The following is a 26,226-nucleotide window of genomic DNA, read 5'->3' as shown; positions in this document are numbered from 1 at the left end:
TTCAAGAAGAGACAGGAAGGGTTAAGTTGCACTATACAGATATAAAAAAACCGCCTTTCGGCGGTTTTTTATTATTTCTCGGCTTTTTCTTTCTTCGGCTTCTTACGCTTGTCGGTAATTTCCCATTTACCGTCAATAAAGAGACCAGTCCAGCCCGATGGCTTGCCATCAATTTCCGAACGGATGTAGTTCTCTTTCGTCTTGCGGCTAAAGCGTACCACTGTCGGACGACCATCCGGATCCTCGGTCGGGGCCTCGGCCAAATAAGTGAACTTCGGCGACAAACGATCCTTGAATCGAGCAAGCTCTTCCACCAGCGGAGCACGTGTCTCGCGTGATTTAGGGAAAGTGCTGGCTGCCATAAACAGGCCAGACGCACCGTCACGCAATACAAAGTAAGCATCCTGATCCTGGCTGCACGGCAGCTCAGGCAAGTGAACCGGATCTTCCTTCGGCGGCGCTATTTCACCGTTCTTCAGGATCTTACGCGTGTTCTTACACGTTTCGCTGGTACAACCCATGTACTTACCGAAGCGACCGTTTTTCAGCTCCATATCCGAGCCGCACTTGTCACACTCGATAACCGGGCCGTCATAGCCTTTCAGCTTGAACTCGCCTTTCTCAACAATGTAACCGTCACAGCTCGGGTTGTTACCACAGACATGCAGCTTGCGGTCCTGGTCAATCAGGTAAGCATCCATCGCCGTATCACACTTCGGACAACGCTTCTTGGCACGCAGGGCAGCGGTTTCGACGTCTTCTTCAAGAACGTTGACGATGCCTTCCTCGTCACCAAGGTTGATTGTCGTCTTGCAGCGCTCTTTCGGCGGCAGAGCATAACCGGAACAACCCAGGAATACCCCGGTCGATGCCGTGCGGATCCCCATCGGACGCTCACACGTCGGACACTTGATATCCGTCAGCACGATATTGTTCGGCTTCATGCCGCCTTCATCTTCGTCACGCTCGGCTTTCTCAAGCTCGGAGGTGAAGTCGCTGAAGAAGTGATCCAATACGCCTTTCCAGTTCGCCTCGCCTTCCGCAATCTTATCCAGATTGCCTTCCATGCGAGCCGTGAAATCATAGTCCATCAGATCAGAGAAACTTTCGTCCAGACGATCTGACACAATCTCACCCATTTTCTCGGCATAGAAACGGCGCTGATCAACGCGGACATAACCACGATCCTGAATCGTCGAGATGATTGACGCATAGGTAGAAGGACGACCAATGCCACGCTTCTCAAGCTCTTTAACCAATGCAGCTTCTGTAAAGCGCGCTGGCGGCTTGGTGAAGTGTTGCTTCGGTTCTAGCTCTTCCAGTGCCAATATGTCGCCTACATGGACCATAGGCAGCGTCGTGTCTTCTGTTTTGCCAGACGGACGCTGAACATGAGTCCAACCCGCAAAGCGCATCGTGCGCCCCTTGGCCTTCAACGTGAAGTCGCCAGCCTGAACGGTGATTGTGCTCGAGTCATACTTCGCAGGCACCATCTGACAGGCAACAAACTGGCGCCAGATCAGATCGTAAAGCTTAATCGCATCCTGCTCCATGCCTTCAAGGTTTTCTGCTTTCACATCAACACTCGATGGACGGATCGCTTCGTGCGCTTCCTGAGCATTACCCTTGCTGCCATAGACATTCGGCTTGGCCGGCAAATAGTTATCACCGTACTCGCTACTGATAAAGTCACGAGCAGATTCAACGGCTTCCTTCGACAGGTTAGTCGAGTCGGTACGCATATAGGTAATGTAACCCGCCTCATAGAGACGCTGTGCCAAACCCATAGTACGTTTTACGCCATAGCCCAACCGGGTACTTGCTGCCTGCTGCAGGGTCGAGGTGATGTAGGGTGCCGACGGCTTGCTGCTGGTCGGGCGGTCTTCACGATCAACAACTTTGTAGGCGGCCTTTTCCAATAGCGACTTCGCCGCCATGGTATCGGCTTCGTTTTCCGGACGGAATGCCTTGCCTGCCTGTTGGGCAACCATCAGACGCAGTGCATCTTTGCCTACCGTCTGGGTATTGGCATGAATATCCCAAAACTCTTCCGGCGTGAACGCTTTAATTTCGCGTTCGCGCTCAACAATCAGTTTTACCGCAACGGACTGGACACGACCTGCGGAAAGGCCTCGAGCGACCTTCTTCCACAACAGGGGCGACACCATGAAACCGACCACACGGTCAAGGAAGCGTCGTGCCTGCTGGGCATTCACACCGTCGATGTTCAGCTCACCAGGCTGTTCAAACGCCTGCTGAATAGCATTTTTAGTGATCTCATTAAAAACCACTCGCTTATAACGTTCATCATCGCCACCGATGATCTCACGAAGGTGCCACGCAATAGCTTCTCCCTCGCGGTCCAAATCGGTTGCCAGATAAACATAGTCAGCGTCTGCAGCCAGTTTCTGTAATTCGTTAACGACTTTTTCTTTGCCCGGTAGCACTTCGTATTGCGCTTCCCAATCGTTGTAAGGGTTAACCCCCATCTTGCCGATCAGCGCCTTACGCTCTTTTTCTTTCTTGATACGGGCCTTCTCTTCAGCGCTCAACCCCTTGGTCGAGGTGGCAGCCGCTTTTTTACCCGTACTACGTGCACCCGTTGGCAAATCACGGACGTGACCCACGCTTGACTTTACAATGAAGTCCTTACCCAAGTACTTATTTATAGTTTTCGCCTTGGCAGGGGACTCCACGATAACGAGAGATTTACCCATAATGACTCTATTACGTCCTCGTGCTCGCAAAACTTTCAATATAAAACAAATAGTTGCACGCTAATATTCACACAGTGGCACGGCAACGCTAATAAACCAAACTGATTAAGTAACTAATCACTAGAGGCATTCTCAATTGCTGGAGAGTGGCACTCAGGATGAGTAGTTACTTAATCTAATTGGTATTTACATATTGGGCTACAATCCTAGAAGGTCAACTGCTTTTTGATCAAAACGGTCTGTTTGCTCGTCCCTTCCCCAGTTGTTAACACCAGGTTAAAGCCGATTTCGCCCCTCAAAACTGACTGTAATCCACGCCTCTTTCTCTTTATTTATAACCATAAAGTGGCTGAGGGCGCTAATCATTACCACCTCCTCCCGTCTTTGACTATTAAAACCCATAAATTTTTGCCGTCGCTCACATAAATTGGTCGAATTTCCGCCCCGACCACACACTCTTTAACCAATTTGGGTGCAATTCCCGGTACCGGGTAAGGGTTTGTTTTATCGCGTTAACTTCAATACACTGTGAGGCATCTATAGCGCCCTGAAATCATCGGCTGCTATAACATGATCACGCTACGATTCAAGAGATAACCGCATGAGCAATAAAAAAACCATTTCTTCCGAAGAGTTACTGATGATTGCTAACCAGCTAATTCAGGACCATGAATCCTACCAGGATGGTATGCGAGCCACTTCCGTTGAAGAGAAAGACGATGTGCTGGTGTTCAAAGGCGAATACTTCTTGGACGACAACGGATTACCGACTGAAAAAACCACAGCGGTTTTCAATATGTTCAAATTCCTAGCCCATAAGCTGTCACCTGAGTTCACGCTAAAAGGCTAGTTACCGCACTCTCCAAAGCAAACAGCCCCGCACTCGCGGGGCTGTGACGCTAACTAACAACACCTATCAGATATCAATTGTCATAGTATCTTTGTTGTCGTCGCTGTCACCATTGGCAGGCGGCTCACCACGACCTTTCGGGTCAGCACCGAATTGATTCGGCCCTTTGGTTCCGTCTAGGATCCCTAACTCGACAATAACGAATATTGGCCCGATATACGGCAAAAATGTCACGATAATCCACCAGGCGCTTTTGTTCCTGTCGTGAAGCCGCTTGACGTTCAGAGCCGCAGAAGCCCAAAAAACAAAGCCAAGAATGACCAATGACAAGACTTCCAGTGCAGGATTGCCTGCCGTGTTTCCAGTGGCGCTATAGAAGAACACCGGCAGCGATACCAACAAGACAGGCAAGCTGTATAGCCAGTAATCCCGACGTCGCATCCGCCCCTGAAACGAAAACAATGCCCATTTCTGATTCATCGACCGACCTTATACGATTGGACGCTGGCCGCGGCTGATCCATTTCAGCAGCAGGTTATCAGCAGCCTCGCCCGTTGCGCCAGCCAGCTTTTCGGCCAGCTTTTTACGCTGAACATAGCGAACCTGCAGTACTTCGCGATCTTTGCAGGCATGGGTAATAAAGTCATCACTGGTACCAATTTCATCAACCAAGCCGAGTTCGTGGGCTTGCTTGCCAAACCAGTGCTCGCCGGTTGCCACCTTCTCAAGATCAAGTTCCGGACGGTGATCTTCAATGAAGTTCTTGAACAGATCGTGAGTTTCTTCGATTTCTGCCTGGAACTTCTCACGCGCTTTATCGGTATTCTCACCGAACATCGTCAAGGTACGCTTGAACTCACCGGCTGTGATCTGTTCAAACTCAATATCGTTTTTCTTCAGCAGTTTGTTGAAATTCGGCAACTGGGCAATCACCCCGATTGAGCCGACTACCGCAAACGGCGCCGAGATGATCTTATCGGCAACACAAGCCATCATATAGCCGCCGCTGGCTGCAACCTTATCCACCGAAATAGTCAGCTTGATACCCGCCGTTTTCAGGCGATCAAGCTGCGAAGAGGCCAGACCGTAGCCGTGAACCATACCGCCGCCGGTCTCAAGACGCAGCAGCACTTCATCACCTTCCATTGCAACAGCCAATACCGCCGTCACCTCTTCACGCAATGCCGCTACTTCACGGGCATCGATGCTGCCATGAAAATCGAGAACAAATAAACGAGGCTCACGAACATGGGAAAGATCACCGGCTTTGGCCGCTTTTTTGATCTCGCTCTGACGCTCTTTGTTTTTCTCTTTTTCCGCCTTCTTTTCAGCCTTTTCACGGGCTTTTAGCAATGGCTTGTCAAATAAATGCGACTCTAACTGATGAACGGTATTTTTGTACTGCTCGGTCAGATCGGTCACTTCCAGCTCGCCTTTCTGCGTCACGTGACGCCCGCTCAACCCTTTCGCTAATACAAGAATACTGACAATTGCAATCACCACCGTGGCGATTTTGGCTAGGAACAGCCCATAATCAAACAAAAAATCCAATGTTGAGTCCTCATTTTTGGCATTTTTACCATTGTAACCAAGTTGTCACCCATACCGCTATCGCAATACAATAGGAAAACTAAAAAACAAATAAGGAAGTTACACGTGGAATATCAAATTGCTGCAGATTCTCTTAAAGATCGTGTCATTCTGGTGACAGGGGCTGGTGAGGGTATCGGCCGTCAGGCTGCCATCAGCTATGCAGCTCACGGTGCAACTGTTATTTTGCTTGGCCGTACCGTTGCCAAGCTCGAAGCCGTTTACGACGAAATTGAAGCGCTTGGCTATGCTCAGCCTGCGATTATTCCTCTGGACCTGCAAGGGGCGACCAAGCAGAACTACGACGACATGGCCGAAACCATCGAAGGCCAGTTCGGCCGCCTTGATGGCGTGCTGCACAATGCCGGCCTGCTCGGTGTGATGAGCCCGTTCGATCAGCTCGGCGAAGATACCTTCGACGATGTCATGCAGGTCAATGTCAAAGCCCAGTTCCTGATGACCCAATCGCTGATGCCACTGGTCAAGAAAGCCGAGGACGGCCGTATTGTCTTCACGTCATCGACGGTAGGTCACCATGGCCGTGCCTTCTGGGGCGCCTACTCGATCTCCAAGTTTGCCACCGAAGGCATGATGCAGATCCTGGCTGACGAGATGAGCAATACCAATGTCCGCGTCAATGCCATCAACCCGGGAGCGACCCGTACGGCGATGCGTGCCAAGGCCTACCCGGCGGAAGACAGCTCAGAACTGAAAACACCTGCCGACATTATGCCGCTGTACCTATACCTGATGGGTCCGGAAAGCAAGGATGTTAACGGCCAGTGCATTGATGCCCAGCCAAAGCGCAAGCCAGGCGCGGCTTAACCCCGGCGCTTGACTCAAAATGGACAATGAATTCAAGGTGGATCCCCAATAGTCCTCACAACAACCCTCCCCAGCCCTCCCTTGGAGGCAGCATTAGCGAAAACAATCGCTTAACCGCTCAAGGGAGGGAGTCAACTTTGTCGCTGTAAATACAACGACAAAAGTTGCTCCTCCCACTTTTCAAGGGGGAGGCTGGGAGGGGTTGCAGCCCCTTATGCAATGAGTCCAGACATAAAAAAAGCAGCCAACTGGCTGCTTTTTTAAATCTAATCACGCCTTATTTGCGCGTGCGCGGCTTAGCCGGCTTGTTCTTCAGCGGGTTACGGCGGTTTGCCGCATTACCGGAAGGCTTGCGTCGGCCTTGCGAAGTTGCTTCGGCATCTTTGTTACGAGAGGAAGTACGGCGCTTGTCCTGGCGGCCACGACGACCACGTGGCGAATCATCATTGATTCGCTCTTCATGGCGACGAACAGCACGGCGGATCTGACGAACCCCTTTCTTGCGCTTCTGGCCTTCTACCGTCAGCATGGTGTTCTCTTCCGGCTTCAGCTCAACCATTTCACGCAAGTAGTTCACTTCCTTCAGTTCAAGCTCCATCCAGCCACCACGGGGAATGTCCTTGGTCAGGAAGATATCACCGTAGCGAACACGCTTCAGACGGCTTACCGTCACACCCTGGGAGTCCCACAGACGACGAACCTCACGGTTACGACCTTCAGTCAGCATAACGTAGAAGGTGTGGTTCATTCCTTCACCACCGGCGTATACCACGTCCTCAAAACGTGCCATACCGTCTTCCAGTTCAACACCGTTAACCAGATTCTTGATCATCTGCTCGTTGACGTCACCAAACACACGTACCATGTACTCACGCTCAACGCGGTGGCTCGGGTGCATCAGTCGGTTTGCTAGTTCACCATCAGTAGTAAAAAGCAACAAACCTGACGTGTTCGCATCCAGGCGGCCCACAGACACCCAACGACCCGACTCCAGGCGCGGAAGGCGATCGAAAACAGTACGGCGACCATCAGGATCATGGCGCGTACATAACTCACCTTCAGGTTTGTTATAGGCAAGGACACGACACACTTCTTCAGAAGGTGCAACTAGATTGATCTTATGTCCGTCAATACGAACAATTGAATCATGACCGTCTTCAAGACGATCGCCTAGCTTTGCGGTCTTGCCATCAATGCTTACCCGGCCATTTTGAATCATTAATTCAAGCTCGCGACGGGAACCTTGGCCTGAACGAGCCAGCACCTTCTGTAATTTTTCACTCATTTGGATAAACCTTTGTCGCCTTCACAGGCGTCGAAATATCATCAAATATACCGGCAGCACGCTTATCAAGCCTCTTCGGCTGTATCCGCACACTGCTTGGTATCACGCCCTAAGCCCTCTTAAAGCGACCGTGGATTATGCCAAAAGCTTGATGCAGATACCACCGAAAAGACGGATTAGATAGCCATCGTCAACGACTTCTTTTCCGTCAGGAGATCCGTCCAAAGCAACCAATAAGAAATGCGGTGACTATTTCTCAAGCGATTATTCGAACGGAGCGGGATCCCCGGCACCGACACGCGCCACTTCCATTTCGTCATTACTGAAGTCAATTACCGTTGTCGGCTGCTCGCCCAGGTAACCGCCATTGATAATTAAATCGACGGCATGCTCCAGCTTATCGCGGATTTCATCCGGATCAGACTCGGCGACATCGCTATCAGGCAGGATCAACGAGGTCGACATCATCGGCTCGCCCAGCGCATCCAACAAAGCCAGGGCAATAGCATTGTCTGGCACCCTGATACCTATGGTTTTACGCTTAGGGTTCATCAGGCGACGCGGTACTTCCTTAGTTCCCTTGAAAATGAACGTATAGGCACCCGGCGTATTATTGCGCAGCAGACGAAACGCCGTGTTATCGACACGGGCATACAACGACAGCTCGGACAGATCACGACACAGCAGCGTGAAGTTGTGCTTGTCATTAAGACGGCGGATCTGGCAGATACGCTCCAGCGCCTGCTTGTTTTCCAACTGGCAGCCCAGGGCATAGCCCGAGTCTGTCGGGTAAACAATCACCCCGCCATTGCGAATAATTGCCACGGCCTGGTTAATCAGGCGGTTTTGCGGTGTTTCGGGGTGAACGTAAAAAAATTGGCTCATTGTTCCTCCTAGGATAGTTCCGTTCTCTGCGGAACCTCGTCATCAACCCGCTTCTTTTCAACCTTCCACTCTTGCCAGACCTCAGTCACTCCTTTTGGCAGCCAGAGGTTGCGCCCAAGTTCGGTCCATGGAGAGGCATAATGAAAGTCAGAACCTTGCGAAGCGAGCAAGTTATATTCTATCGAGTAGTCAGCAAGTGTCCTGCGCTCCTGCTGAGACTGCTGGGGTTGTGCAACCTCCATTGCATCCCCGTTGGCTTCAACGAACGCCGTCAGCAGACGCTTTAACCACTTTGCCGTCATCTTGTAGCGACCGGGATGTGCCAATACCGCCTGGCCTCCGGCAGCATGAATGGCCTCGACGGCCTCGGCAATCGAGCACCAGCAAGGCGGTACATAGCCCGGGTTGTTCCGGGTCAGGAATTTTTTGAACACCGCCTGCATATTTTTGGCATAACCTTGTTCTACCAGCCATTGGGCAAAATGCGCCCGCGTCAGCGTCGCACCGCCAGCCAGCGCCTTGGCTCCGGCCAGCGCACCCGGCATACGGTTTTTCTCAAGTCGCTCGGCTATCAGCGCAGCCCGAGTTTCACGCCGCGCCGCCTGTTCAGCGATCAAGGCAGTGATCGCCGGGTGTTCATGGTCTATGTTCAAGCCGACAATGTGAATATCAAAATTTCGCCAAAGTGTCGATATTTCAATACCTTTGATGAGAGTTAGAGGCAGATTTTCTGCATCGATTGCCTGCTGTGCCAATTCAAGGCCCGCCACGGTATCGTGATCTGTGATCGCAAGCACATCAACGCGTCGTTCAACCGCTCTTCTTACCAGCTCTTCAGGCACTAAACGGCCATCCGATGCTGTGGTATGGCTATGTAAATCAAACAACATAAATTAAATTTCTTGACATTATTTTCATGAACTAGTTTACTAGTACGCAGTTACCCAGTAATAGAATTACAGGATATTTACATGTTACAGCAAATTCATCATCAGCTCTGCGCTTTCTTTTCTTGGTGGTGGCACTTCCCTCTGCGGGTGGTGTGATTTGCTGTGCCTAACGGCCAAACAGACACAAGCCCGCTTACTGCGGGCTTTTTTATACCCCGACTTTTTATACCCGAATTGACGACTACGACTTTCAGCACAATGTAGCCTCTTCCAACAGCCTGCAAGTGCACGACACAGATTAAGAGATAGCGAAATGATTATTGTACTAAAGCCCAACGCGACCGAAGAGCAAGCCAAAGAAATCCTCAGCCGTATCGAGTCTGCTGGCCTAAAACCACTCTACATGCCGGGTGTCGAGCGTATCGTACTGGGTGCACTGGGTGATGAGCGCGTGTTGCAACAGCTACACCTGGATGCCTACCCGTGCGTCGAGAACGTCAAACCGATCCTGACCAAGTACAAAATGGTAAGCCGTGAAGTTCAGGCCCACGACACTGTAGTGCGTTTCGGCAATGCCGCAGTTGGTGGCAACAAGTTTGCCGTTATCGCCGGTCCATGTTCCGTCGAGTCCGAAGCACAACTGATGGCGGTTGCCGAAGTCGTAAAACAACACGGTGCCGTCGCACTTCGCGGCGGTGCCTACAAGCCTCGTACCAGCCCGTATGATTTCCAGGGCATGGGAGTAGAAGGACTGAAACTGCTGCATAAAGCCAACCAGCAGCTTGGGCTGCCGACGGTGTCTGAGGTCATGGAAGTCGGTCAGGTCGATACAATGTGTGAATATGTTGACTGCCTACAGATTGGTGCCCGCAATATGCAGAACTACGCTTTGTTAAAAGCTGTGGGTGAAAGTAAAAAACCGGTCTTGCTCAAACGCGGACTTTCCGCCACTATCGAAGAGCTGTTACTGGCCGCGGAATACATCTATGACGCAGGAAATCCTAACATTATCCTGTGTGAGCGTGGTATCCGCACCTACGAGACAGCAACAAGGAATACATTGGACCTCAATGCCGTTGCCTATCTCAAGCAGCGTACCCACCTACCTGTCGTGGTTGATCCAAGCCACGGCACCGGTGTACGCGAGTTGGTTATCCCGCTCTCACGGGCAGCAGCGGCAGTTGGCGCTGATGGCATCATTGTCGAATCACACCTTAACCCGTGTGAGGCCTTGTCCGACGGCCACCAGGCGCTGACTGGCCCAATGTTTGAACAGTTAATGCAAGAGTTGAAACCGTTTGTAGAAGCGGCAGGGAGAACGCTGTGAATACGACCCCTTTAGGTACTGGCGAGCTGGAACTACTTAGTCTCGACGTACCCTATGTGGCCGACCCGACGGAATTGTATTATTCCGTCTGTGGCAACCGCCCGCATAACTTACTGCTGGAGTCAGCCGAAATTGACTCCAAGCAGGATTTGAAAAGCCTGATGCTGATTGATGCTGCGGTCCGTATTGTATGCCGCGGCAAGCAAGTCCGGCTGGAAGCATTAACCGACAACGGACTCAATGTCCTGCAGACCCTTGAGCAGGCACTGGCTGCCGATATTCAGGGACGACGTGAAAACGACTGCCTGATCCTCGATTTTCCCAGTGCCGAGCGCACGCTGGATGAAGATAGCCGCCTGCGTCAGACCTCTTCGTTTGACGCGCTGCGCATGATCCAGCACGCCTTTGATACCTCTGGCCACCCACGGGAAGCCTTATTTCTCGGCGGCCTGTTTGCCTATGACGTCGTCGCCGGTTTCGAGCCGCTGCCGAACGTCGCCGAGGACAACAAATGCCCGGACTACCTGTTCTATATTGCCGAGACCCTGTTGGTTATCGACCACCAGCGCCGCCGGGGCAAGCTGCAGGCAACGCTATTTGGCGGCGATCAATACACCTCCAGCTATTTTGAGCTAAGCCGCAGACTGCAGCATATCAAAGAGGCCTGTCTGGAGCCGAAACCGCTGCCAGAGGCCGAGTTCCTGGACCAGTGCGAGCCGGTTGCCAGTGTCAGCGACGAGGCATTCTGCCAGACCGTGGTCGATCTCAAACAGCACGTCATCAACGGTGATGTTTTTCAGGTAGTACCGTCCCGTCAGTTCACGCTGCCGTGCCCGTCACCACTGGTCGCCTATAAAGAGCTGAAAATCGGCAATCCCAGCCCGTATATGTTCTTTCTGCAGGACGCTGATTTCACCCTGTTCGGCGCCTCGCCGGAAAGTGCACTGAAATATTGTACCGAGAGCAACCAGGTGGAAATTTATCCGATTGCTGGTACTCGCCACCGCGGCAAAAACCCGGACGGCTCCATTAACCTGGATCTCGACGGCCGCATTGAGCTTGAACTGCGCAGTGACATGAAAGAAAACGCCGAGCACATGATGCTGGTTGATCTGGCCCGCAACGATGTGGCCCGGATCAGCGAACCCGGCAGCCGCTATGTAGCTGATTTGCTGAAAGTCGACCGCTACAGCCATGTGATGCACCTAGTCTCCCGTGTTGTCGGTCAATTGCGTGGCGATCTCGATGCGCTGCATGCCTACCAGGCCTGCATGAACATGGGCACGCTGACCGGTGCACCGAAAATCCGGGCAATGCAGCTGATCCGTGATGTTGAGCAACGTCGCCGCGGCAGCTACGGTGGTGCTGTCGGCTATCTGACCGGACACGGCGATATGGACACCTGTATTGTGATCCGCTCGGCCTATGTCGAAGATGGCGTAGCCAGTGTCCAGGCCGGTGCCGGTGTGGTCTATGACTCAGTCCCGCAGGCCGAAGCCGATGAAACCCGTGGTAAGGCGCAGGCTGTGATCACCGCTATCCGCAAGGCACACAGTGCCCCGACCCAATCAGTATAAGGATCAAAGTCATGACAGCTGCTGAAATCGTACTACTAGATAACTTTGATTCCTTTACCTACAACCTGGTCGATCAGTTTCGCTCGCTGGGTTACCCAGTCACCATCTACCGTAACAGCCTGAGTGCGGACCAGATGGAACAGGCGCTGGCTGAAAAAACCAATCCGGTGCTGGTACTTTCTCCCGGCCCTGGTGCGCCAGCCGATGCTGGTTGTATGCCCGAGCTTATCAAGCGAGTTCGCGGCAAGGTACCAATGATTGGTATCTGCCTTGGCCACCAGGCAATCGTCGAAGCCTATGGCGGCAAAGTTGAAGGCGCCGGCGATATCGTCCACGGCAAAGCAGCCATGATGCGTCACAGTGGCCATACTGTATTTGGTGACTTGCCGAGTCCGCTCTCCATTGCCCGCTACCATTCGCTGGTTGCCACGGAGGTACCTGACAGCCTGACAACCGTTGCCAATGTCGACGGCCTGGTGATGGCAGTAACCAATGACCAGAATCGTGTTTGCGGTTACCAGTTCCACCCTGAGTCGATTCTAACCACACAAGGGGCTCAGCTACTGACCAATACGCTGAACTGGGTAATGTCAAAGCCGGACAGCCATAGCGTGGCATCGAATAAATAAAGCTTTAGGGAGAAAAAGATTATGGATGCAAGCATTTACACCATTGCCAACAAATTATATGACCAGCAGGCACTCAGCCAGGAAGAAAGCCATACCCTGTTCGATGCCATCATCAAAGGCGAAGTCGAACCGATCCTGCTGTCAGCCATACTGACTGCCCTGAAGATCAAAGGTGAAACCCCGGCAGAGATCGCCGGTGCCGCCAGTGCCCTACTGGCCAATGCCAACCCGTTCCCTAGCCCGGACTATGATTTTGCTGATATCGTCGGCACCGGTGGTGACGGCGCCAACACCATCAACATCTCGACCACTGCGGCTTTTGTCGCTGCCGCCTGTGGCGTTAAGGTTGCCAAACACGGCAACCGCGGGGTATCGAGCAAATCGGGTTCATCCGATCTGCTCGACAAATTCGGAATTAATTTGGCGATGACACCTGACAATGCCCGTGGGGCACTTGACGAGCTCGGTGTCTGCTTTCTGTTTGCGCCGGAATATCACGGCGGTGTCCGCCATGCGATGCCGGTGCGCCAGACATTAAAAACCCGCACCATCTTCAATGTGCTTGGTCCGCTTATTAACCCGGCCCGGCCAACCATCGAGCTGATGGGTGTCTATGACCAGGCACTGGTACGCCCGATTGCCGAAACCATGGCAGCCATGGGCATGAAGCGGGCAGCCGTGGTTCACGGCAGCGGGTTGGATGAAGTTGCCATCCACGGCGAGACGACGGTTGCTGAAATCATAAATGGCGAAACCAAGGAATACACCCTGACTCCGGCAGACTTTGGCCTCGATACCTACCCGCTTGAAGCTATCAAGGGCGGCGAGCCGGAAGAGAACCGGGCCATTATCACCAATATTCTGACCGGCAAAGGAACAGCTGCCCAGCAAGGTGCCGTTGCAGTCAATGTTGCTATGCTGCTACGCCTGTTCGGCAACGAAGATTTAAAAGCCAATACCCAACAAGCCATTGACGTGATGCAATCTGGCAAAGCATTTGAGCTGGTTGAGAAACTGGCAGCACGAGGTTAACCATGGAAACCGTACTAGCAAAAATTGTGGCCGACAAACACCTGTGGGTGGAAGCGCGCAAACAGGAGCAGCCACTTGAGAATTTTATTGACGGCTTAACCCCGAGTGACCGGAGCTTTTACGATGCCCTATCCGGCGAGCAGACAGCCTTTATTCTTGAGTGCAAGAAAGCCTCGCCGTCAAAGGGCCTGATCCGCCATGACTTCAACCTGGATCACATTGCCAAGGTCTACAACGGCCATGCCAGTGCCATTTCGGTTCTGACGGACGAGAAGTACTTCCAGGGTAATTTTGACTTTCTTCCACTGGTTCGCAACCAGGTGAAGCAACCAGTGCTGTGCAAAGACTTCATGATAGATACCTATCAGGTCTATCTGGCGCGTCACTACAATGCCGATGCCATTTTGCTGATGCTATCGGTGCTCAATGATGACGAATACCGCGAGCTGGCCGCCGTTGCCGAATCGTTGAACCTGGGCATTCTGACCGAGGTCAGCAATGAACACGAACTGGAGCGGGCTATCGCACTGAACGCCAAAGTCGTCGGGATCAACAACCGCAACCTGCGTGACTTAAGCATTGATCTTAATCGCACCAAGGAACTGGCGCCACGCCTGCCTGAAGGCACCATTGTCATTTCGGAGTCTGGGATCTACAACCACCAGCAGGTTCGTGATCTTGCCGCCTATGCCAACGGCTTCCTGATTGGCAGCTCCCTGATGGCCGAGGATAACCTAGAGCTTGCCGTGCGCCGGGTACTACTGGGTGAGAACAAAGTCTGTGGCCTGACTCGTGCCGATGATGCCAGCGCGGCCTATCAAAGCGGAGCCGTATACGGCGGGCTGATCTTCGTTTCCACTTCGCCACGACAGGTCGATATCGAACAAGCCCGTATGGTGATGAGCGGTGCTCCGCTCAAGTACGTCGGCGTGTTCCGCAATGCTGATCCTGACGCTGTAGCCAAGGCTGCCAAGACCCTGTCTTTGTCAGCCGTCCAGCTCCACGGTGAAGAATCACCGGAATATGTCCAGGGGCTAAAGGCTCACCTTCCCGATGACTGTGAGATTTGGAAGGCGCATGGCATCAGTATGGAAGTCCCGGACTTCGAACGATGGCCGGCCGACAAACACCTGCTCGACAGCAAGGTCGGCCAGCAGTCAGGCGGAACAGGCATCGCCTTTGACTGGAACCTGCTAAGCGATACCGACAAACAAAACATCATGCTGGCAGGTGGCCTGACACCGGAAAATGCCTGTGAGGCAGCCAAGCTGGGCTGCAAGGGATTGGATTTAAACTCTGGTGTTGAAAGCGCCCCGGGTAAAAAAGATCAGACAAAATTGAATGCGGCCTTCGCGGCAATCAGAAAGTATTAAGGATAAATAAGATTATGAGCAAACTAGACGCCTACTTCGGTGAATTTGGTGGACAATACGTTCCCCAGATTTTGGTACCGGCCCTTGACCAGCTTGAAGCAGCTTTCGTCGAGGCCCAGCAAGACCCAAGCTTTCAGGAAGAGTTTATTACACTGCTGAAAGAATACGCTGGTCGCCCGACCGCCCTGACCCTGTGTCAAAACCTGACCAAGGGCACCAAGACCAAGCTCTACCTAAAGCGTGAAGACTTGCTGCACGGTGGCGCCCACAAAACCAACCAGGTACTGGGTCAGGCATTGCTTGCCAAACGAATGGGCAAAGAAGAAATCATCGCCGAGACAGGTGCCGGTCAGCACGGTGTAGCAACAGCATTGGCCTGCGCCCTGCTGGGACTAAAATGCCGTGTGTACATGGGTGCCAAAGACGTTGAGCGCCAGAGTCCGAACGTATTCCGAATGAAGCTGATGGGCGCAGAAGTGATCCCGGTTCACTCCGGTTCGGCAACCCTGAAAGATGCCTGTAACGAGGCAATGCGCGACTGGTCGGCAACCTACGACAAAGCCCACTACCTGTTAGGTACGGCGGCAGGTCCGCACCCGTTCCCGACCATTGTCCGCGAGTTCCAGCATATTATCGGTGAGGAAACCAAAGCGCAGATCCTGGCCAAAGAAGGTCGCCTGCCTGATGCCGTTATCGCCTGTGTCGGCGGTGGCTCCAATGCTATCGGGATGTTCGCCGATTTTATCGATGATGAAGAAGTAGGCCTAATTGGTGTAGAGCCAGCGGGCAAAGGCCTTGATACCGACATGCACGGTGCACCACTGAAACACGGCAAGCTGGGTATTTTCTTTGGCATGAAAGCCCCGCTGATGCAGGACGAACACGGCCAGGTCGAAGAGTCTTACTCTGTCTCTGCCGGTTTGGATTTCCCGTCTGTCGGCCCGCAGCATGCCCACCTGAACGCAACCGGCCGCGCGGTCTATGGTTCGGTGACTGACGACGAGGCACTGGAAGCCTTCCAGTCACTGGCGCGCAACGAAGGCATTATCCCGGCACTGGAATCTGCTCATGCACTGGCTTATGCCCTGCAGATGATTGAGAAAGAACCAGAAAAAGAACAGATACTGGTCGTCAACCTGTCCGGGCGCGGCGACAAAGATATTTTCACAGTCCACGATATTCTAGAAGAGAAGGGAGCGCTGTAATGGATCGTTATCAAGCACTATTTGACCGCCTGGCGGCAAAACATGAAGGCGCATTTGTTCCTTTTGTAACCATCGGCGATCCCAATCCCGAACAGTCACTGAAAATCATCGACACGCTAGTCGAGTCCGGCGCCGATGCATTAGAGCTGGGTATTCCGTTCTCTGATCCGCTGGCCGACGGCCCGACTATCCAGGGCGCGACAATCAGGGCGCTGGAATCTGGTACCACACCGGCCCTGTGTTTTGAACTTCTGGCCAAGATCCGCGCCAAATATCCGGAGCTGCCCATTGGCCTGCTAATGTACGCCAACCTTGTCTTCGGTGCAGGTATCGAGAACTTCTACCGTAAGTGTGCCGATGCCGGGGTTGATTCGGTGCTAATCGCTGATGTACCGGTCAAAGAGTCTGCCGATTTCCGGGCAGCCGCCAAGAAATACGGCATTCACCCGATCTTCATTGCGCCACCGAATGCCGACGAACAAACGCTGAAAACAGTTTCCGAATATGGTGGTGGCTATACCTACCTACTGTCTCGTGCTGGTGTTACCGGTGCCGAAACCAAGGCAGGCATGCCTATTGGGCACCTGCTGGAAAGCCTGAAGGTTCACAAGGCGCCACCGGCACTGCTTGGCTTTGGTATTTCAGAGCCCGCACAGGTAAAAGAAGCCATCGAGGCCGGCGCTGCCGGTGCCATCTCAGGCTCAGCCGTCGTAAAAGTTATCGAGCAGAATTTGGGACACGATGATGAAATGTTAACCCAGATGGGTCAGTTCATCAGCAATATGAAAACCGCTACGCGTTTGTAGCCATACGCCTATTAATAGGCTCGCCAACAAGATGATCACCTTACAAAGCCGCATTCATTGCGGCTTTTTCACCCCAAACACACCATTTACGTGCAAGATTCCACCACCTTTTCCCCTATTAACAAAGCTAAACCCGTATTAGATCAAAGATCTTCCCCCATCCCCGACTTACAGTAGCCGAGTTGTTAAGGGTAGCGATTTTGTCACCAGACATTGTCACACCCGATAACAGCAAAGCAAAATATCGAAAACAATGATTGATAAATACAATAATTGTGTGTAAAAACACAACCGCAAAATATTGGGTTAACATTCACAACAAATACAACACTTAACCCTAAGCAGAATTAACAAACACAACTGAGGTATAAAAAGTGTTAAAAGAAAAAGGACTATTAGGCAATATCGGCGTCCAAGTCGTCATTGCCATGTGTGTAGGTACGCTTGTTGGCGCGATGATGGGGCAATCAGCCAGCCTGTTCGCGCCGCTTGGTAGTATTTTTATCCACTTGATCAAAATGCTTGTTATCCCACTGGTTGCCGTTGCAATTATCTCCGGTGCCGCCGGACTTGGCAGCAGCCACTCAGCAGGAAAAGTGGGCTTTGCAACATTGGGCTTCTTCGGCTTCACGTCTGCCGTCGCCGTCGCACTCGCCCTGTTCATGGGTGAAATGTTTGAGCCGGGAATGGGCGTTGACCTGACAGGTGTCGAAGGCTTGTTCTCCAATGTCTATGCCGACAAAGGCGACCTGCCATCTTTCTGGGCAACCGTACTTGGAATGATCCCGACCAACGTTTTCCAGTCACTGAACGAAGCGAATATTCTACAAATTCTCGTATTCTGCCTTTTCTTTGGTATCGCTTTATCGAAACTGGAAAAAGAACGCCGCGACCCGCTGATCAATGGTGTCAATGCCATTGTTGATGCAATGGTTTGGATGATCAATGTCGTGATGAAAATTGCGCCATTGGGTGTATTCGGCCTGATGGCGGATGCCGTTGGTACCTTTGGCTTTAGCGCCCTAATGGTCGTCTTTAAGCTGTTTGTGGTATACGTCGGTGCCATCCTGGTCTACGGTTTCGTCTTCTACCCGCTAATGATCAAAGCATTCAGCAAAACATCACCAATGAAGTTCCTGTCGGCAATGAAAAAGCCACAGGCAGTTGCGCTATCAACAGCCTCTTCTATGGCAACCCTGCCTGTCACCATGGAAACCTGTGAAGATGAGCTGGGTGTCAAGAACTCAACGGCTGCATTCGTACTGCCGCTGGGCGCGACCATCAACATGAGCGGTAACGCCATTTACTACGGTCTGGTTGCTATCTTCTTCGCCCAGATGTTCAACATTGACCTGGGTATGAGCGCATACATTGCCATCATTGTTACCTCGACACTAGGTGCTGTTGGCCAGGCCGGTGTTCCGGGTCCTTCATTCCTGGTAGTTGCGGTACTGCTTGCTGCCGGTATTCCAATCGAAGGTCTACCACTACTATTCGCTCTTGACCGTATCTTCGATATGATCCGTACCGCGCTGAACATCACTGGCGATGCTGCCTGTGCCGTCATTATCGATGACATGGTAAGCAAAGAAGCTGGCAAGGTTTCTGAAGAAGTTCAGAACGCTTAATATCTAAGCCTGTATAACAAAGGCCGCTGATAGCTATCAGCGGCCTTTTTCGTTGTTCATACGGGAGAATTCACTCGGCAGATATTTATCCCTGTGGCTATTAGGTATACTAGTAGCAAGCAATACTTGGATATAGATTCATTTCGCTAGGTCATTTATGACTTGGCAATAATAAGGCTGCTATTGAATGAAACAACTGATCGACTTTATTCCGCTGATCGTCTTCTTTATCTTGTATAAAACCCATGACATCTATGTTGCGACAGGCGCCTTGATTGCGGCAACGGCGGTTCAGGTGGCACTCACATGGTTCTTGTACAAGAAAGTGGAGAAAATGCAGCTGATCACCTTCGCGATGGTTGCTGTATTTGGCGGACTGACCCTGTTTCTCCATGATGACAATTTCATCAAATGGAAGGTCACAATTGTCTATGTACTATTTGCTATCGGCCTCGCCGTCAGCCAATACCTGGGCAAGCCGCTAATCAAAGGAATGCTGAGTAACGAAATTAATCTGCCGGAGCTGATATGGAAACGGATTAATATGGCCTGGATCCTGTTTTTCGTCACTTGTGCCATCGCCAATGTCTATATCGCTTTCCAGCTTCCGCTTGATGTATGGGTAAACTTTAAAGTCTTTGGCCTATTAGCCCTAACTTTGATTTTCACCCTTGCCACCGGCGGTTATATTTACCACCATATGCCCAAAGAAACTGATTCTGAATAGTTGTAAGATCGAACCATGACCACAGAAAATAATATTCCTCGCGGACAACTGCTGCTCCGCACTCTAGCAATGCCTGCAGACACCAATGCCAACGGCGATATTTTTGGTGGCTGGATTATGTCTCAGCTGGATTTGGCCGGTGCCATTCTGGCCAAAGAGATTTCAGGCGGACGCGTTGTTACTGTCTCTGTCGAAAGTATTGCCTTCAAAGCTCCTGTCAGCGTCGGCGATGTTGTTTGCTGTTACGGCGAATGCAGCCGCATCGGCAACACATCGATGAGCGTGGCATTGGAAGTATGGGTAAAACCGGTTGCCATTGATGGTATCGGCGAGCGCTACCGTGTCTGCGAAGCCACCTTCAACTACGTCGCGATCAACAGCGAAGGACGCCCGCGCCCGATACGAAAAGCGTAAAGCTGTCCTCACAATTGGCCCTAACCTCTGGTTGGGGCTTTTTTTTTGCTTTAAGATAACCCTCCAGTATCAATCCAAGCCCTTCATTATTCAAACAGAAGCGGCATGGTCTAATTTAGCTACAGGGAGAATTCAGCGAATGTGGTATGTAATCTTTTCTCAGGATGTTGAAAACAGCTTAGAGCGTCGCCTGAGTGTTCGCGAAAAACACCTTGCCCGCCTAAAAGAGCTTCAAGAACAAGGTCGCCTGTTGGTTGCGGGCCCAATGCCGGCTATCGACAGCGACAATCCGGGCGAAGCTGGTTTCACAGGCTCAACCGTCATTGCTGAGTTCAACTCTTTGGCTGATGCCAAAGCATGGGCTGACGCCGATCCTTACATTGAGGCCGGTGTGTATGACAACGTTATTGTTAAGCCATTTAAGAAAGTCCTTCCTTAACTGGCCACGGCATTACACACCCGCATAGATCGAGATTAATTATCTGATGTTAAAGAAAACACTTATATTCATCGCATTACTTTCACTGGCTGGCTGCGCATCAAGCCCAGATGATGCAGCGAAAGCGCTGGCCAAAAGTCGTGCGTCGCTGATCAACAACAAAGCCCCCTATGATAAGGTGGGTGAATACCAGATCATGAAAGCCCAGGCGCGTGAGAAGACTGTCGAAATCACCATTTTATATGGTGGTGGCGGCAAGATCCCACCTTCGCAGGCAGTCAAAAATGCGGCCGTGAATTACTGCAACAGTGAAGAGCTCACCCCTCTGTTTAACGAAGGCGTGAACTATAAGATAATGATCATGGATATGCGTGGACGCACCATGGCAGAACAGCCAGTCTATGACCAATACTGCCAAGACCTGACGAAATAACAGGTAGAGTAATACCTCGCGGAGGCATTCCCCTCTTCGGGGCTATAAATCATAGATACCGCCAGTGTTAAACCTCTGGCGGTATTTTTTTGCAATTACTGTCTGTCGAATACCAGTACTTTTAGCCCGCCTTCAGGATCAATGTCCTTAAACTCCGGCGGGTTGGCCAAGCGCTCGGTATACGCCAGCTCCGGCGCTTCGGTCGCCATACCATCAATCAAGAACTGAGACGACACAGAAGGATCGTTCACACAGGCGACGACCTGGCCTTTTTCTGTCAGCAGTTCCGGCAGACGCCGAAGGATTTTCTGGTAATCCTTGGTCAAGGCAAAGCTGCCCTTCTGGAATGAAGGCGGATCAATGATGATCAAGTCGTAAGGCCCCAGTTTGCGGACTTTGCCCCAAGACTTGAATAACTCATGCCCTAGGAAGCTCACTTTCTTAAGATCATGCTTGTTGAGATGATGGTTATCACGGCCGCGGCTCAATGCTGCCTTGGCCATATCGAGGTTGACCACATGTTCGGCGCCGCCTTCAATGGCTGCAACCGAAAACCCGCAGGTATAGGCGAACAGATTCAGTACCCGCTTTCCTGCGGCATGCTCCATTACCCAGCGGCGGCCATAACGCATGTCGAGAAACAGGCCGTTGTTTTGCTTACGCCCCAGATCCAGCTTAAATGTCAGCCCATTTTCTACCACGTCCTGATATTCACCGCTTTCGCCCCATAGAAGCTCCATCGGTGATCCCTGCCGGTCGCGATGCTGCAGTAGCAGCGATGTCGCTCCGCTTTGCAGCCAGGCTTCGGAGGAAACCAAAGTCGTCAGAGTGCTATGCAGTGCTGCAAGGAACGGTTCCGATGGCTCTTTAAATAAGGAAACTAAGACCTGACCACTCAGCCAGTCAACAGTAAGCTGTTCCAGCCCCTGCCAACAACGTCCCCGACCGTGAAATAAGCGGCGTACTTCAGTCGGTGGTGACAACAGTTCAGTTAGCAGGTGTTGTTCTAAGGTCGGCAGCGCGGTGGTTTCCATAACTCTACAATCTTGATCAAAATTAGGGCGCTATTCTAATACCATTGGCTCATACCATTCCACACAATTATCGGCAGCACAATCTGCCTATACAAAGGAGCAGCGACAAAAGGTGATTAAGAGAGATCAGGCTACGAGTTTGATATTTTCATCAGGGTGGCGATGGCTGGCGAGGGTGACATATTCAGCAGTGACACGGACGTGCCTTTGACGCTTAACGCGGGATTTGAACTTTTGACGATTACGTCGAAATGATGCCAGCCCCCAAAATAGAGATTTGTTCTTTTTCTTCTTCAGTCGCATACGAAGCGACGTGGAGCGGGTCAGGCGCATTGTAATCCTCTGTCTAGGCGTTTCCTAGACCGCTATTATATGTGATCTCTATCAATAATTTAATTGCGTTTGCTCAAGTTACAGCCGGTTAGACGACTTTAATTTATATTTTTACCGATTATGTGTAAAAAAAGGCCATTAAGGCCTCTTTTAAACACTCTGATTTAACAATTGTGGTTATTTGATAACCACTGCTACTTTTTGACCGCTAGTTTCGGCCAACTCAGCTCCCATGGACACTGCCATTCATTCAGGGCCTGCTGGACTTCTGCGGTTTGCCACAGCTCGCCCCGGTCCGGCCCGCAGATAAACTGGCACCACTCGCCCTGATAGGGAAAACGCAACGCATAGGCATGAAGATAGCCACGATCGACCTCCTCGCAACCATAAATCATATCCCCGGCAATGCCCGATCCCACACTGCGCAATGCTACGCGAATTTGATGGGTCTTTCCGGTATGGGGCTTACACAAAAACAGGCGACGCCCGTTACCACCCGCCGTCGAGAAGAACTGCGTCACGGCGGGATTGTCTTTGCTGCTTTCAAGCTTCCAGCTGCTACGGCGGGAGCGGGTCATGTCACCAATCACAACGCCCTGCTTTTTCTTTGGCTTTTTCGTACCGATAGCCAAATAAAACTTCTCGACATCACGACGGGCAAAATTACCCGACAGCACCGAGGCTGCCTGTTTATTTCTTCCCAGCAACAGCAACCCGGAGGTCATCTTATCAAGGCGGTGAATAAGGTATAGCTTCTCGTCCCCGGTTTGCTCGGCCACGGCTGCCAGCAAGGGCTGCTCATTATCATCTTTATGTACGCTCACATCCGGATGTTTGTTGATAACCAAAAAATCAGGATGCTGATAAATCAGAGTGAACATAACCAAATACCATAGAACAAGCCAAATAATCGAGAGGCGGAGTATATACCGTTTGCCGTTAATACCAAATGCCTGACACACAAAAGCCGCTCAATCGAGCGGCTTTGTTAGGTCACTGTATCGAGGGGGCTTCAGCCCTAAATCAGGCGAAGAATACCCACAGCATCATCAGCGGACAGACGACGCGAACATACCAAGGCCAGATTTTCCAGAACAGCCCCTGTTCAAGCTCAGGGTAGCCTTCCTTGATCTCCTGCAGTACTTTGTCACGCTTCCATACCCAGCCGACTAGCAGGGCAAACAGCATACCTAGAATAGGCTGGGCGTATTCTGTCGTGATAGAGATAACCAGGCCAAACATATCACCAAAGTTGAATACGATAATGCCAGAGAACAAGGTGATCAGGCCGCCAATCCACCACACGGCAATTTTACGATCCTGATTAAGCTCTTCAGTTGCACAGGCAACCGGTACTTCCAGCATCGAGATAGATGAAGTCAGGGCTGCAATCACCATCAATACGAAGAACAGCACGCCAATGAACAGTCCGGCCGAGCCCATGGTATCGAACATTGCAGGCAATACGCTAAATACCAGGGTATCTGATGACAGTAGTGCACCGGTGTCGCTGTAGATTTCGACGCCATTGTGCTGGGCAACAAACATCGCAGGCAGAATGAGCAGGCCGGCAATAAAGGCTACAGAAGTATCCAGCAAGGCAACCTGCGCTGCGGTTTTCGGCAGGTTCACATCTTTTTTGATGTATGAACCATATACCATCATTGAACAGACGCCCAGCGATAGCGAGAAGAATGCCTGTCCCATGGCACTCACCACCAGACCAGGGCTAAAGTGAGAAAAATCCGGAACCAGGTACATTTTCAGACCATCGATAGCACCATCCTGAGTCAGGATGTAGATCACCATCACCACAAACAACAGCAGCAATACTGGCATCAATCGGGTCGACCAGCGCTCAATACCGTTTGCAACCCCGTTGCGTACCACCAGAATAGTCAGCACCATGAAGAAGATCATCAGGGCCAGGTTACGTGAAGCACTGAAAGATTCCAGCCAGTTAGCCGCAGATGTCAGGCCAATTGCCTCGAAGATCGGGCCGACAAGGAAACCAAACAGCCAACCGGCAACAATGGCGTAGAAGCTCAGGATCATTGATACCGCAATCATCCCTGCCACACCAAGCAACGTGGCAATGCCGCGCTGCTGGGGCCATACCGAACGCAGTGACTTAATCGGGTTGGCACTGCCGTAACGACCGATAGTCAGTTCCGCTACCAGCAATGGATACGCCAATGCGAACACCATCAGCAGGTAAACCATCAGAAAGACAGCACCACCGTTACTTGCTGCCTGAGTCGGGAAGCCCCAAATATTCCCCAAACCGACAGCAGAACCAGCTGCTGCCAAAATAAAACCTATCCTTGAGCTAAATTGCGCTCTTGATCCACTTGCCATACGAGCTCTCTACACTAGTTGATAATTATTATGCTGCTGTTTGTTGTGTCTCATTTCGGGTGTAAAGTTATATGTACATTTAAAAGAGTATCAATCACACCGTCAACATTGGCAAGTAAAACAGTTTAGGAATAGAATGTGAAGCCCGCGATTCTATTTTTTGATCTATCACTAGCATTTCTCCGTCAAACGCGTTTTTCTGCACATTTATTGGTCAATCAGCACTGTTTTGTTTCACCTTTGTTAAAAGTATTGGCAGATATTTCTGTCGGAAAGATAACGTTGGTATTCCTTCTATTTCAATGCAAAATAGAGAGCATATAACTCTTTATTAATCAGATAAGCCATTCACATGGAACAGTTTTATCAAGTACTCGCTTGGGTCGGCGTTTTCTTTTACTGGCTGATCATCGCTGGTGTGACAATGCGGGTTGTATTTAAGCGCCGAGTCGTGGGCGTATCACTGGCATGGTTGATGATCATCTATATCATTCCTATCGGCGGCGTCTTTGCTTATCTGCTTGTGGGCGAGCTCAACCTGGGTAAGAAACGGGCTGAGCGTGCATTGGAAATGTTCCAGCCCTTTGCCGACTGGTTTCAGCGCCTGAATGACTGCCCCGGCCACCAGCCGCAGCAAATGAGCCTTCACGCCCGCCCAATCAGCGATTTATGTGAAAACCGGCTGGGTATCCCTGCACTGTGCGGCAATAGCCTCTCCCTTCAGGACTCCCCGCATAAAATCTTGCACTCGCTGATAGATGATATTCAACAGGCGAAGGAAGCGATTCATCTCGAATTTTATATTTGGCACCCGGGCGGTCTGGCTGACGAAGTGGCCAGTGCACTGATCGTAGCTGCCAAACGCGGTGTCAAAGTGAAAGTGTTGCTCGATGCGGCTGGCAGTATGCGTTTTTTCCGCTCGTACTGGCCAAAATTGATGCGTGATGCCGGTATCGAGATCACCGCGGCGCTGGCGGTGTCCCCGCTACGGATGTTCCTCCGTCGACTTGATCTCCGCCAGCACCGGAAGATTGTCGTTATCGACAACAATATCGCCTATACCGGTTCGATGAATCTGGTCGATCCCGAGTACTTTAAAACCGATGCGGGTGTGGGCCAGTGGATTGATGTCATGGTGCGAGTCACAGGGCCGACCGTCTCAGTATTGAACTGTATCCAGGCCTGGGATTGGGAAGTCGAAACGGGCGAACGCTATCTACCGCCACTGCCTGCCTGTCAGCTCCCCTCACCGGCAGACAGCTCTGACATGATCCAGGTGATCCCTTCTGGCCCCGGTATGCCTGATGAAATTATCCATCAGGTACTGCTGCTGAGCATCTATCAGGCAAAAGAGAGCATTGTCATCACCACACCGTATTTCGTCCCGAGCGAAAACCTGCTCCATGCCCTGGAAAGTGCCGCCGAACGTGGCATAAGCGTTCACATTGTTATTCCCGACAAAAATGACTCGATCATGGTTGAGTGGGCCAGCCGTTCCTTCTTTACCGAACTCCTCGCTGCCGGCGTCAACATCCACCGTTTTCACGGCGGACTGCTGCATACCAAGTCCGTTGTGATCGATAACAATCATTGCCTCATTGGTACCGTGAATCTCGACATGCGCAGCCTATGGCTTAACTTTGAAGTCACCCTGGCTGTCGATAACCCTGAGTTCACCCAGCAACTGAGCTGGCTACAGCAGGAATACATCAAAGACTCCGTCCATATCGAGCTTAGCGAATGGGAAAAGCGTCCGGTGATCAACAAGCTGATTGAACAGTTCTTCTATATGTTCAGCCCTTTGCTATAAAGGGCTGTTTTACTATTACATACATCACTGCCACGCATTCTCTACTTCAGATTCTCACC

25 protein-coding genes and 1 other annotated feature are annotated in these 26,226 nt (G+C 51.4%); of the genes, 15 read left to right on the top strand and 10 right to left on the bottom strand.

Translation table 11 applies throughout. The features are described from left to right. Nucleotides 1-71: 71 nt before the first annotated feature. The gene (topA, locus tag L4D19_RS09240; protein WP_428452223.1) at nucleotides 72-2,717 is read right to left on the bottom strand and encodes a type I DNA topoisomerase; all 2,646 of its coding nucleotides are present in this window, start codon (nucleotides 2,715-2,717) and stop codon (nucleotides 72-74) included. A 601-nt stretch (nucleotides 2,718-3,318) separates the two neighbouring features. On the opposite strand from topA, the gene L4D19_RS09235 reads away from it, so the two are divergent. Further along, nucleotides 3,319-3,567, top strand: coding sequence for a YciN family protein (locus L4D19_RS09235; RefSeq protein WP_075766568.1), 249 nt, complete (start codon nucleotides 3,319-3,321; stop codon nucleotides 3,565-3,567). 66 nt (nucleotides 3,568-3,633) lie between these two features. Here L4D19_RS09235 and L4D19_RS09230 read toward each other — a convergent pair whose 3' ends face one another. Together L4D19_RS09230 and sohB are read right to left on the bottom strand one after the other, a co-directional pair. After that, a complete protein-coding gene (locus tag L4D19_RS09230) occupies nucleotides 3,634-4,047 on the bottom strand; it encodes a DUF805 domain-containing protein (RefSeq protein WP_428452222.1) in 414 nt (137 codons plus the stop codon). A 9-nt stretch (nucleotides 4,048-4,056) separates the two neighbouring features. Next, nucleotides 4,057-5,118 carry a protease SohB gene (gene sohB, locus L4D19_RS09225; protein WP_428452221.1) on the bottom strand — a complete coding sequence of 354 codons (1,062 nt, stop codon included), beginning with the start codon at nucleotides 5,116-5,118 and terminating at the stop codon, nucleotides 4,057-4,059. 105 nt (nucleotides 5,119-5,223) lie between these two features. Here sohB and L4D19_RS09220 point away from each other — a divergent pair, with 105 nt between their 5' ends. Continuing rightward, nucleotides 5,224-5,982: a YciK family oxidoreductase gene (locus tag L4D19_RS09220; RefSeq protein WP_428452220.1), complete on the top strand. Its 759-nt coding sequence runs from the start codon at nucleotides 5,224-5,226 to the stop codon at nucleotides 5,980-5,982. Between the two features lie 277 nt (nucleotides 5,983-6,259). Here L4D19_RS09220 and rluB read toward each other — a convergent pair whose 3' ends face one another. The 3 genes from rluB to rnm all read right to left on the bottom strand — a co-directional run bounded on the left by rluB (nucleotide 6,260) and on the right by rnm (nucleotide 9,042). Beyond that, a complete protein-coding gene (gene rluB / locus L4D19_RS09215; RefSeq protein ID WP_428452219.1) occupies nucleotides 6,260-7,267 on the bottom strand; it encodes a 23S rRNA pseudouridine(2605) synthase RluB in 1,008 nt (335 codons plus the stop codon). A 264-nt stretch (nucleotides 7,268-7,531) separates the two neighbouring features. Further along, complete coding sequence (locus L4D19_RS09210; protein ID WP_160648145.1) at nucleotides 7,532-8,152, bottom strand: L-threonylcarbamoyladenylate synthase; 621 nt, start codon at nucleotides 8,150-8,152, stop codon at nucleotides 7,532-7,534. A gap of 8 nt (nucleotides 8,153-8,160) precedes the next feature. Next, nucleotides 8,161-9,042: an RNase RNM gene (gene rnm / locus L4D19_RS09205; RefSeq protein ID WP_428452218.1), complete on the bottom strand. Its 882-nt coding sequence runs from the start codon at nucleotides 9,040-9,042 to the stop codon at nucleotides 8,161-8,163. 117 nt (nucleotides 9,043-9,159) lie between these two features. Beyond that, nucleotides 9,160-9,254: a sequence feature (Trp leader region), on the top strand. Nucleotides 9,255-9,355: 101 nt separating this feature from the next. Here rnm and L4D19_RS09200 point away from each other — a divergent pair. From L4D19_RS09200 to L4D19_RS09145, 12 genes are all read left to right on the top strand, one after another. Beyond that, nucleotides 9,356-10,369, top strand: coding sequence for a bifunctional 3-deoxy-7-phosphoheptulonate synthase/chorismate mutase (locus L4D19_RS09200; RefSeq protein ID WP_075768434.1), 1,014 nt, complete (start codon nucleotides 9,356-9,358; stop codon nucleotides 10,367-10,369). Beyond that, nucleotides 10,366-11,946: an anthranilate synthase component 1 gene (locus L4D19_RS09195; protein WP_428452217.1), complete on the top strand. Its 1,581-nt coding sequence runs from the start codon at nucleotides 10,366-10,368 to the stop codon at nucleotides 11,944-11,946. Before L4D19_RS09200 ends, L4D19_RS09195 begins: the two co-directional genes overlap by 4 nt. Before the next feature lie 11 nt (nucleotides 11,947-11,957). After that, nucleotides 11,958-12,575, top strand: a complete 618-nt coding sequence (locus L4D19_RS09190) for an aminodeoxychorismate/anthranilate synthase component II (RefSeq protein ID WP_428452216.1) — start codon at nucleotides 11,958-11,960, stop codon at nucleotides 12,573-12,575. Between the two features lie 21 nt (nucleotides 12,576-12,596). Then, nucleotides 12,597-13,607, top strand: a complete 1,011-nt coding sequence (trpD, locus tag L4D19_RS09185) for an anthranilate phosphoribosyltransferase (RefSeq protein ID WP_428452215.1) — start codon at nucleotides 12,597-12,599, stop codon at nucleotides 13,605-13,607. A 2-nt stretch (nucleotides 13,608-13,609) separates the two neighbouring features. Then, complete coding sequence (gene trpCF, locus L4D19_RS09180) at nucleotides 13,610-14,980, top strand: bifunctional indole-3-glycerol-phosphate synthase TrpC/phosphoribosylanthranilate isomerase TrpF (protein WP_428452214.1); 1,371 nt, start codon at nucleotides 13,610-13,612, stop codon at nucleotides 14,978-14,980. A 14-nt stretch (nucleotides 14,981-14,994) separates the two neighbouring features. Further along, nucleotides 14,995-16,185: a tryptophan synthase subunit beta gene (gene trpB, locus L4D19_RS09175; protein ID WP_075768429.1), complete on the top strand. Its 1,191-nt coding sequence runs from the start codon at nucleotides 14,995-14,997 to the stop codon at nucleotides 16,183-16,185. Further along, nucleotides 16,185-16,991: a tryptophan synthase subunit alpha gene (gene trpA / locus L4D19_RS09170; RefSeq protein ID WP_428452213.1), complete on the top strand. Its 807-nt coding sequence runs from the start codon at nucleotides 16,185-16,187 to the stop codon at nucleotides 16,989-16,991. Before trpB ends, trpA begins: the two co-directional genes overlap by 1 nt. 374 nt (nucleotides 16,992-17,365) lie before the next feature. Further along, the gene (locus tag L4D19_RS09165) at nucleotides 17,366-18,619 is read left to right on the top strand and encodes a dicarboxylate/amino acid:cation symporter (RefSeq protein WP_428452212.1); all 1,254 of its coding nucleotides are present in this window, start codon (nucleotides 17,366-17,368) and stop codon (nucleotides 18,617-18,619) included. Between the two features lie 187 nt (nucleotides 18,620-18,806). Continuing rightward, the gene (locus L4D19_RS09160) at nucleotides 18,807-19,346 is read left to right on the top strand and encodes a septation protein A (protein ID WP_428452211.1); all 540 of its coding nucleotides are present in this window, start codon (nucleotides 18,807-18,809) and stop codon (nucleotides 19,344-19,346) included. A gap of 15 nt (nucleotides 19,347-19,361) precedes the next feature. Further along, entirely contained in the window at nucleotides 19,362-19,760 is a 399-nt protein-coding gene (gene yciA / locus L4D19_RS09155) for an acyl-CoA thioester hydrolase YciA (protein WP_428452210.1), read from the top strand. Nucleotides 19,761-19,899: 139 nt separating this feature from the next. After that, the gene (locus tag L4D19_RS09150; RefSeq protein WP_075768424.1) at nucleotides 19,900-20,199 is read left to right on the top strand and encodes a YciI family protein; all 300 of its coding nucleotides are present in this window, start codon (nucleotides 19,900-19,902) and stop codon (nucleotides 20,197-20,199) included. A gap of 46 nt (nucleotides 20,200-20,245) precedes the next feature. Further along, on the top strand, nucleotides 20,246-20,632 hold the full coding sequence (locus tag L4D19_RS09145) for a GspS/AspS pilotin family protein (protein WP_428452209.1): 387 nt from the start codon (nucleotides 20,246-20,248) through the stop codon (nucleotides 20,630-20,632). 95 nt (nucleotides 20,633-20,727) lie between these two features. Here the strand turns inward: L4D19_RS09145 and L4D19_RS09140 are convergent, their stop codons facing one another. From L4D19_RS09140 to L4D19_RS09125, 4 genes are all read right to left on the bottom strand, one after another. Then, nucleotides 20,728-21,666: a class I SAM-dependent methyltransferase gene (locus L4D19_RS09140; protein ID WP_428452208.1), complete on the bottom strand. Its 939-nt coding sequence runs from the start codon at nucleotides 21,664-21,666 to the stop codon at nucleotides 20,728-20,730. A 126-nt stretch (nucleotides 21,667-21,792) separates the two neighbouring features. Then, complete coding sequence (locus L4D19_RS09135) at nucleotides 21,793-21,999, bottom strand: hypothetical protein (protein ID WP_428452207.1); 207 nt, start codon at nucleotides 21,997-21,999, stop codon at nucleotides 21,793-21,795. 194 nt (nucleotides 22,000-22,193) lie between these two features. Further along, nucleotides 22,194-22,880: a TIGR01621 family pseudouridine synthase gene (locus L4D19_RS09130; RefSeq protein WP_428452206.1), complete on the bottom strand. Its 687-nt coding sequence runs from the start codon at nucleotides 22,878-22,880 to the stop codon at nucleotides 22,194-22,196. A 142-nt stretch (nucleotides 22,881-23,022) separates the two neighbouring features. Further along, complete coding sequence (locus L4D19_RS09125; RefSeq protein WP_428452205.1) at nucleotides 23,023-24,357, bottom strand: sodium-dependent transporter; 1,335 nt, start codon at nucleotides 24,355-24,357, stop codon at nucleotides 23,023-23,025. Between the two features lie 352 nt (nucleotides 24,358-24,709). Here L4D19_RS09125 and cls point away from each other — a divergent pair, with 352 nt between their 5' ends. Next, complete coding sequence (cls, locus tag L4D19_RS09120) at nucleotides 24,710-26,167, top strand: cardiolipin synthase (RefSeq protein WP_428452204.1); 1,458 nt, start codon at nucleotides 24,710-24,712, stop codon at nucleotides 26,165-26,167. The last annotated feature ends 59 nt before the right edge of the window (nucleotides 26,168-26,226 follow it).

The organism is Photobacterium kasasachensis, assembly GCF_050336885.1.
Classification (GTDB): domain Bacteria; phylum Pseudomonadota; class Gammaproteobacteria; order Enterobacterales; family Vibrionaceae; genus Photobacterium; species Photobacterium kasasachensis.
This window is presented reverse-complemented; position numbering and strand designations above follow the sequence as displayed.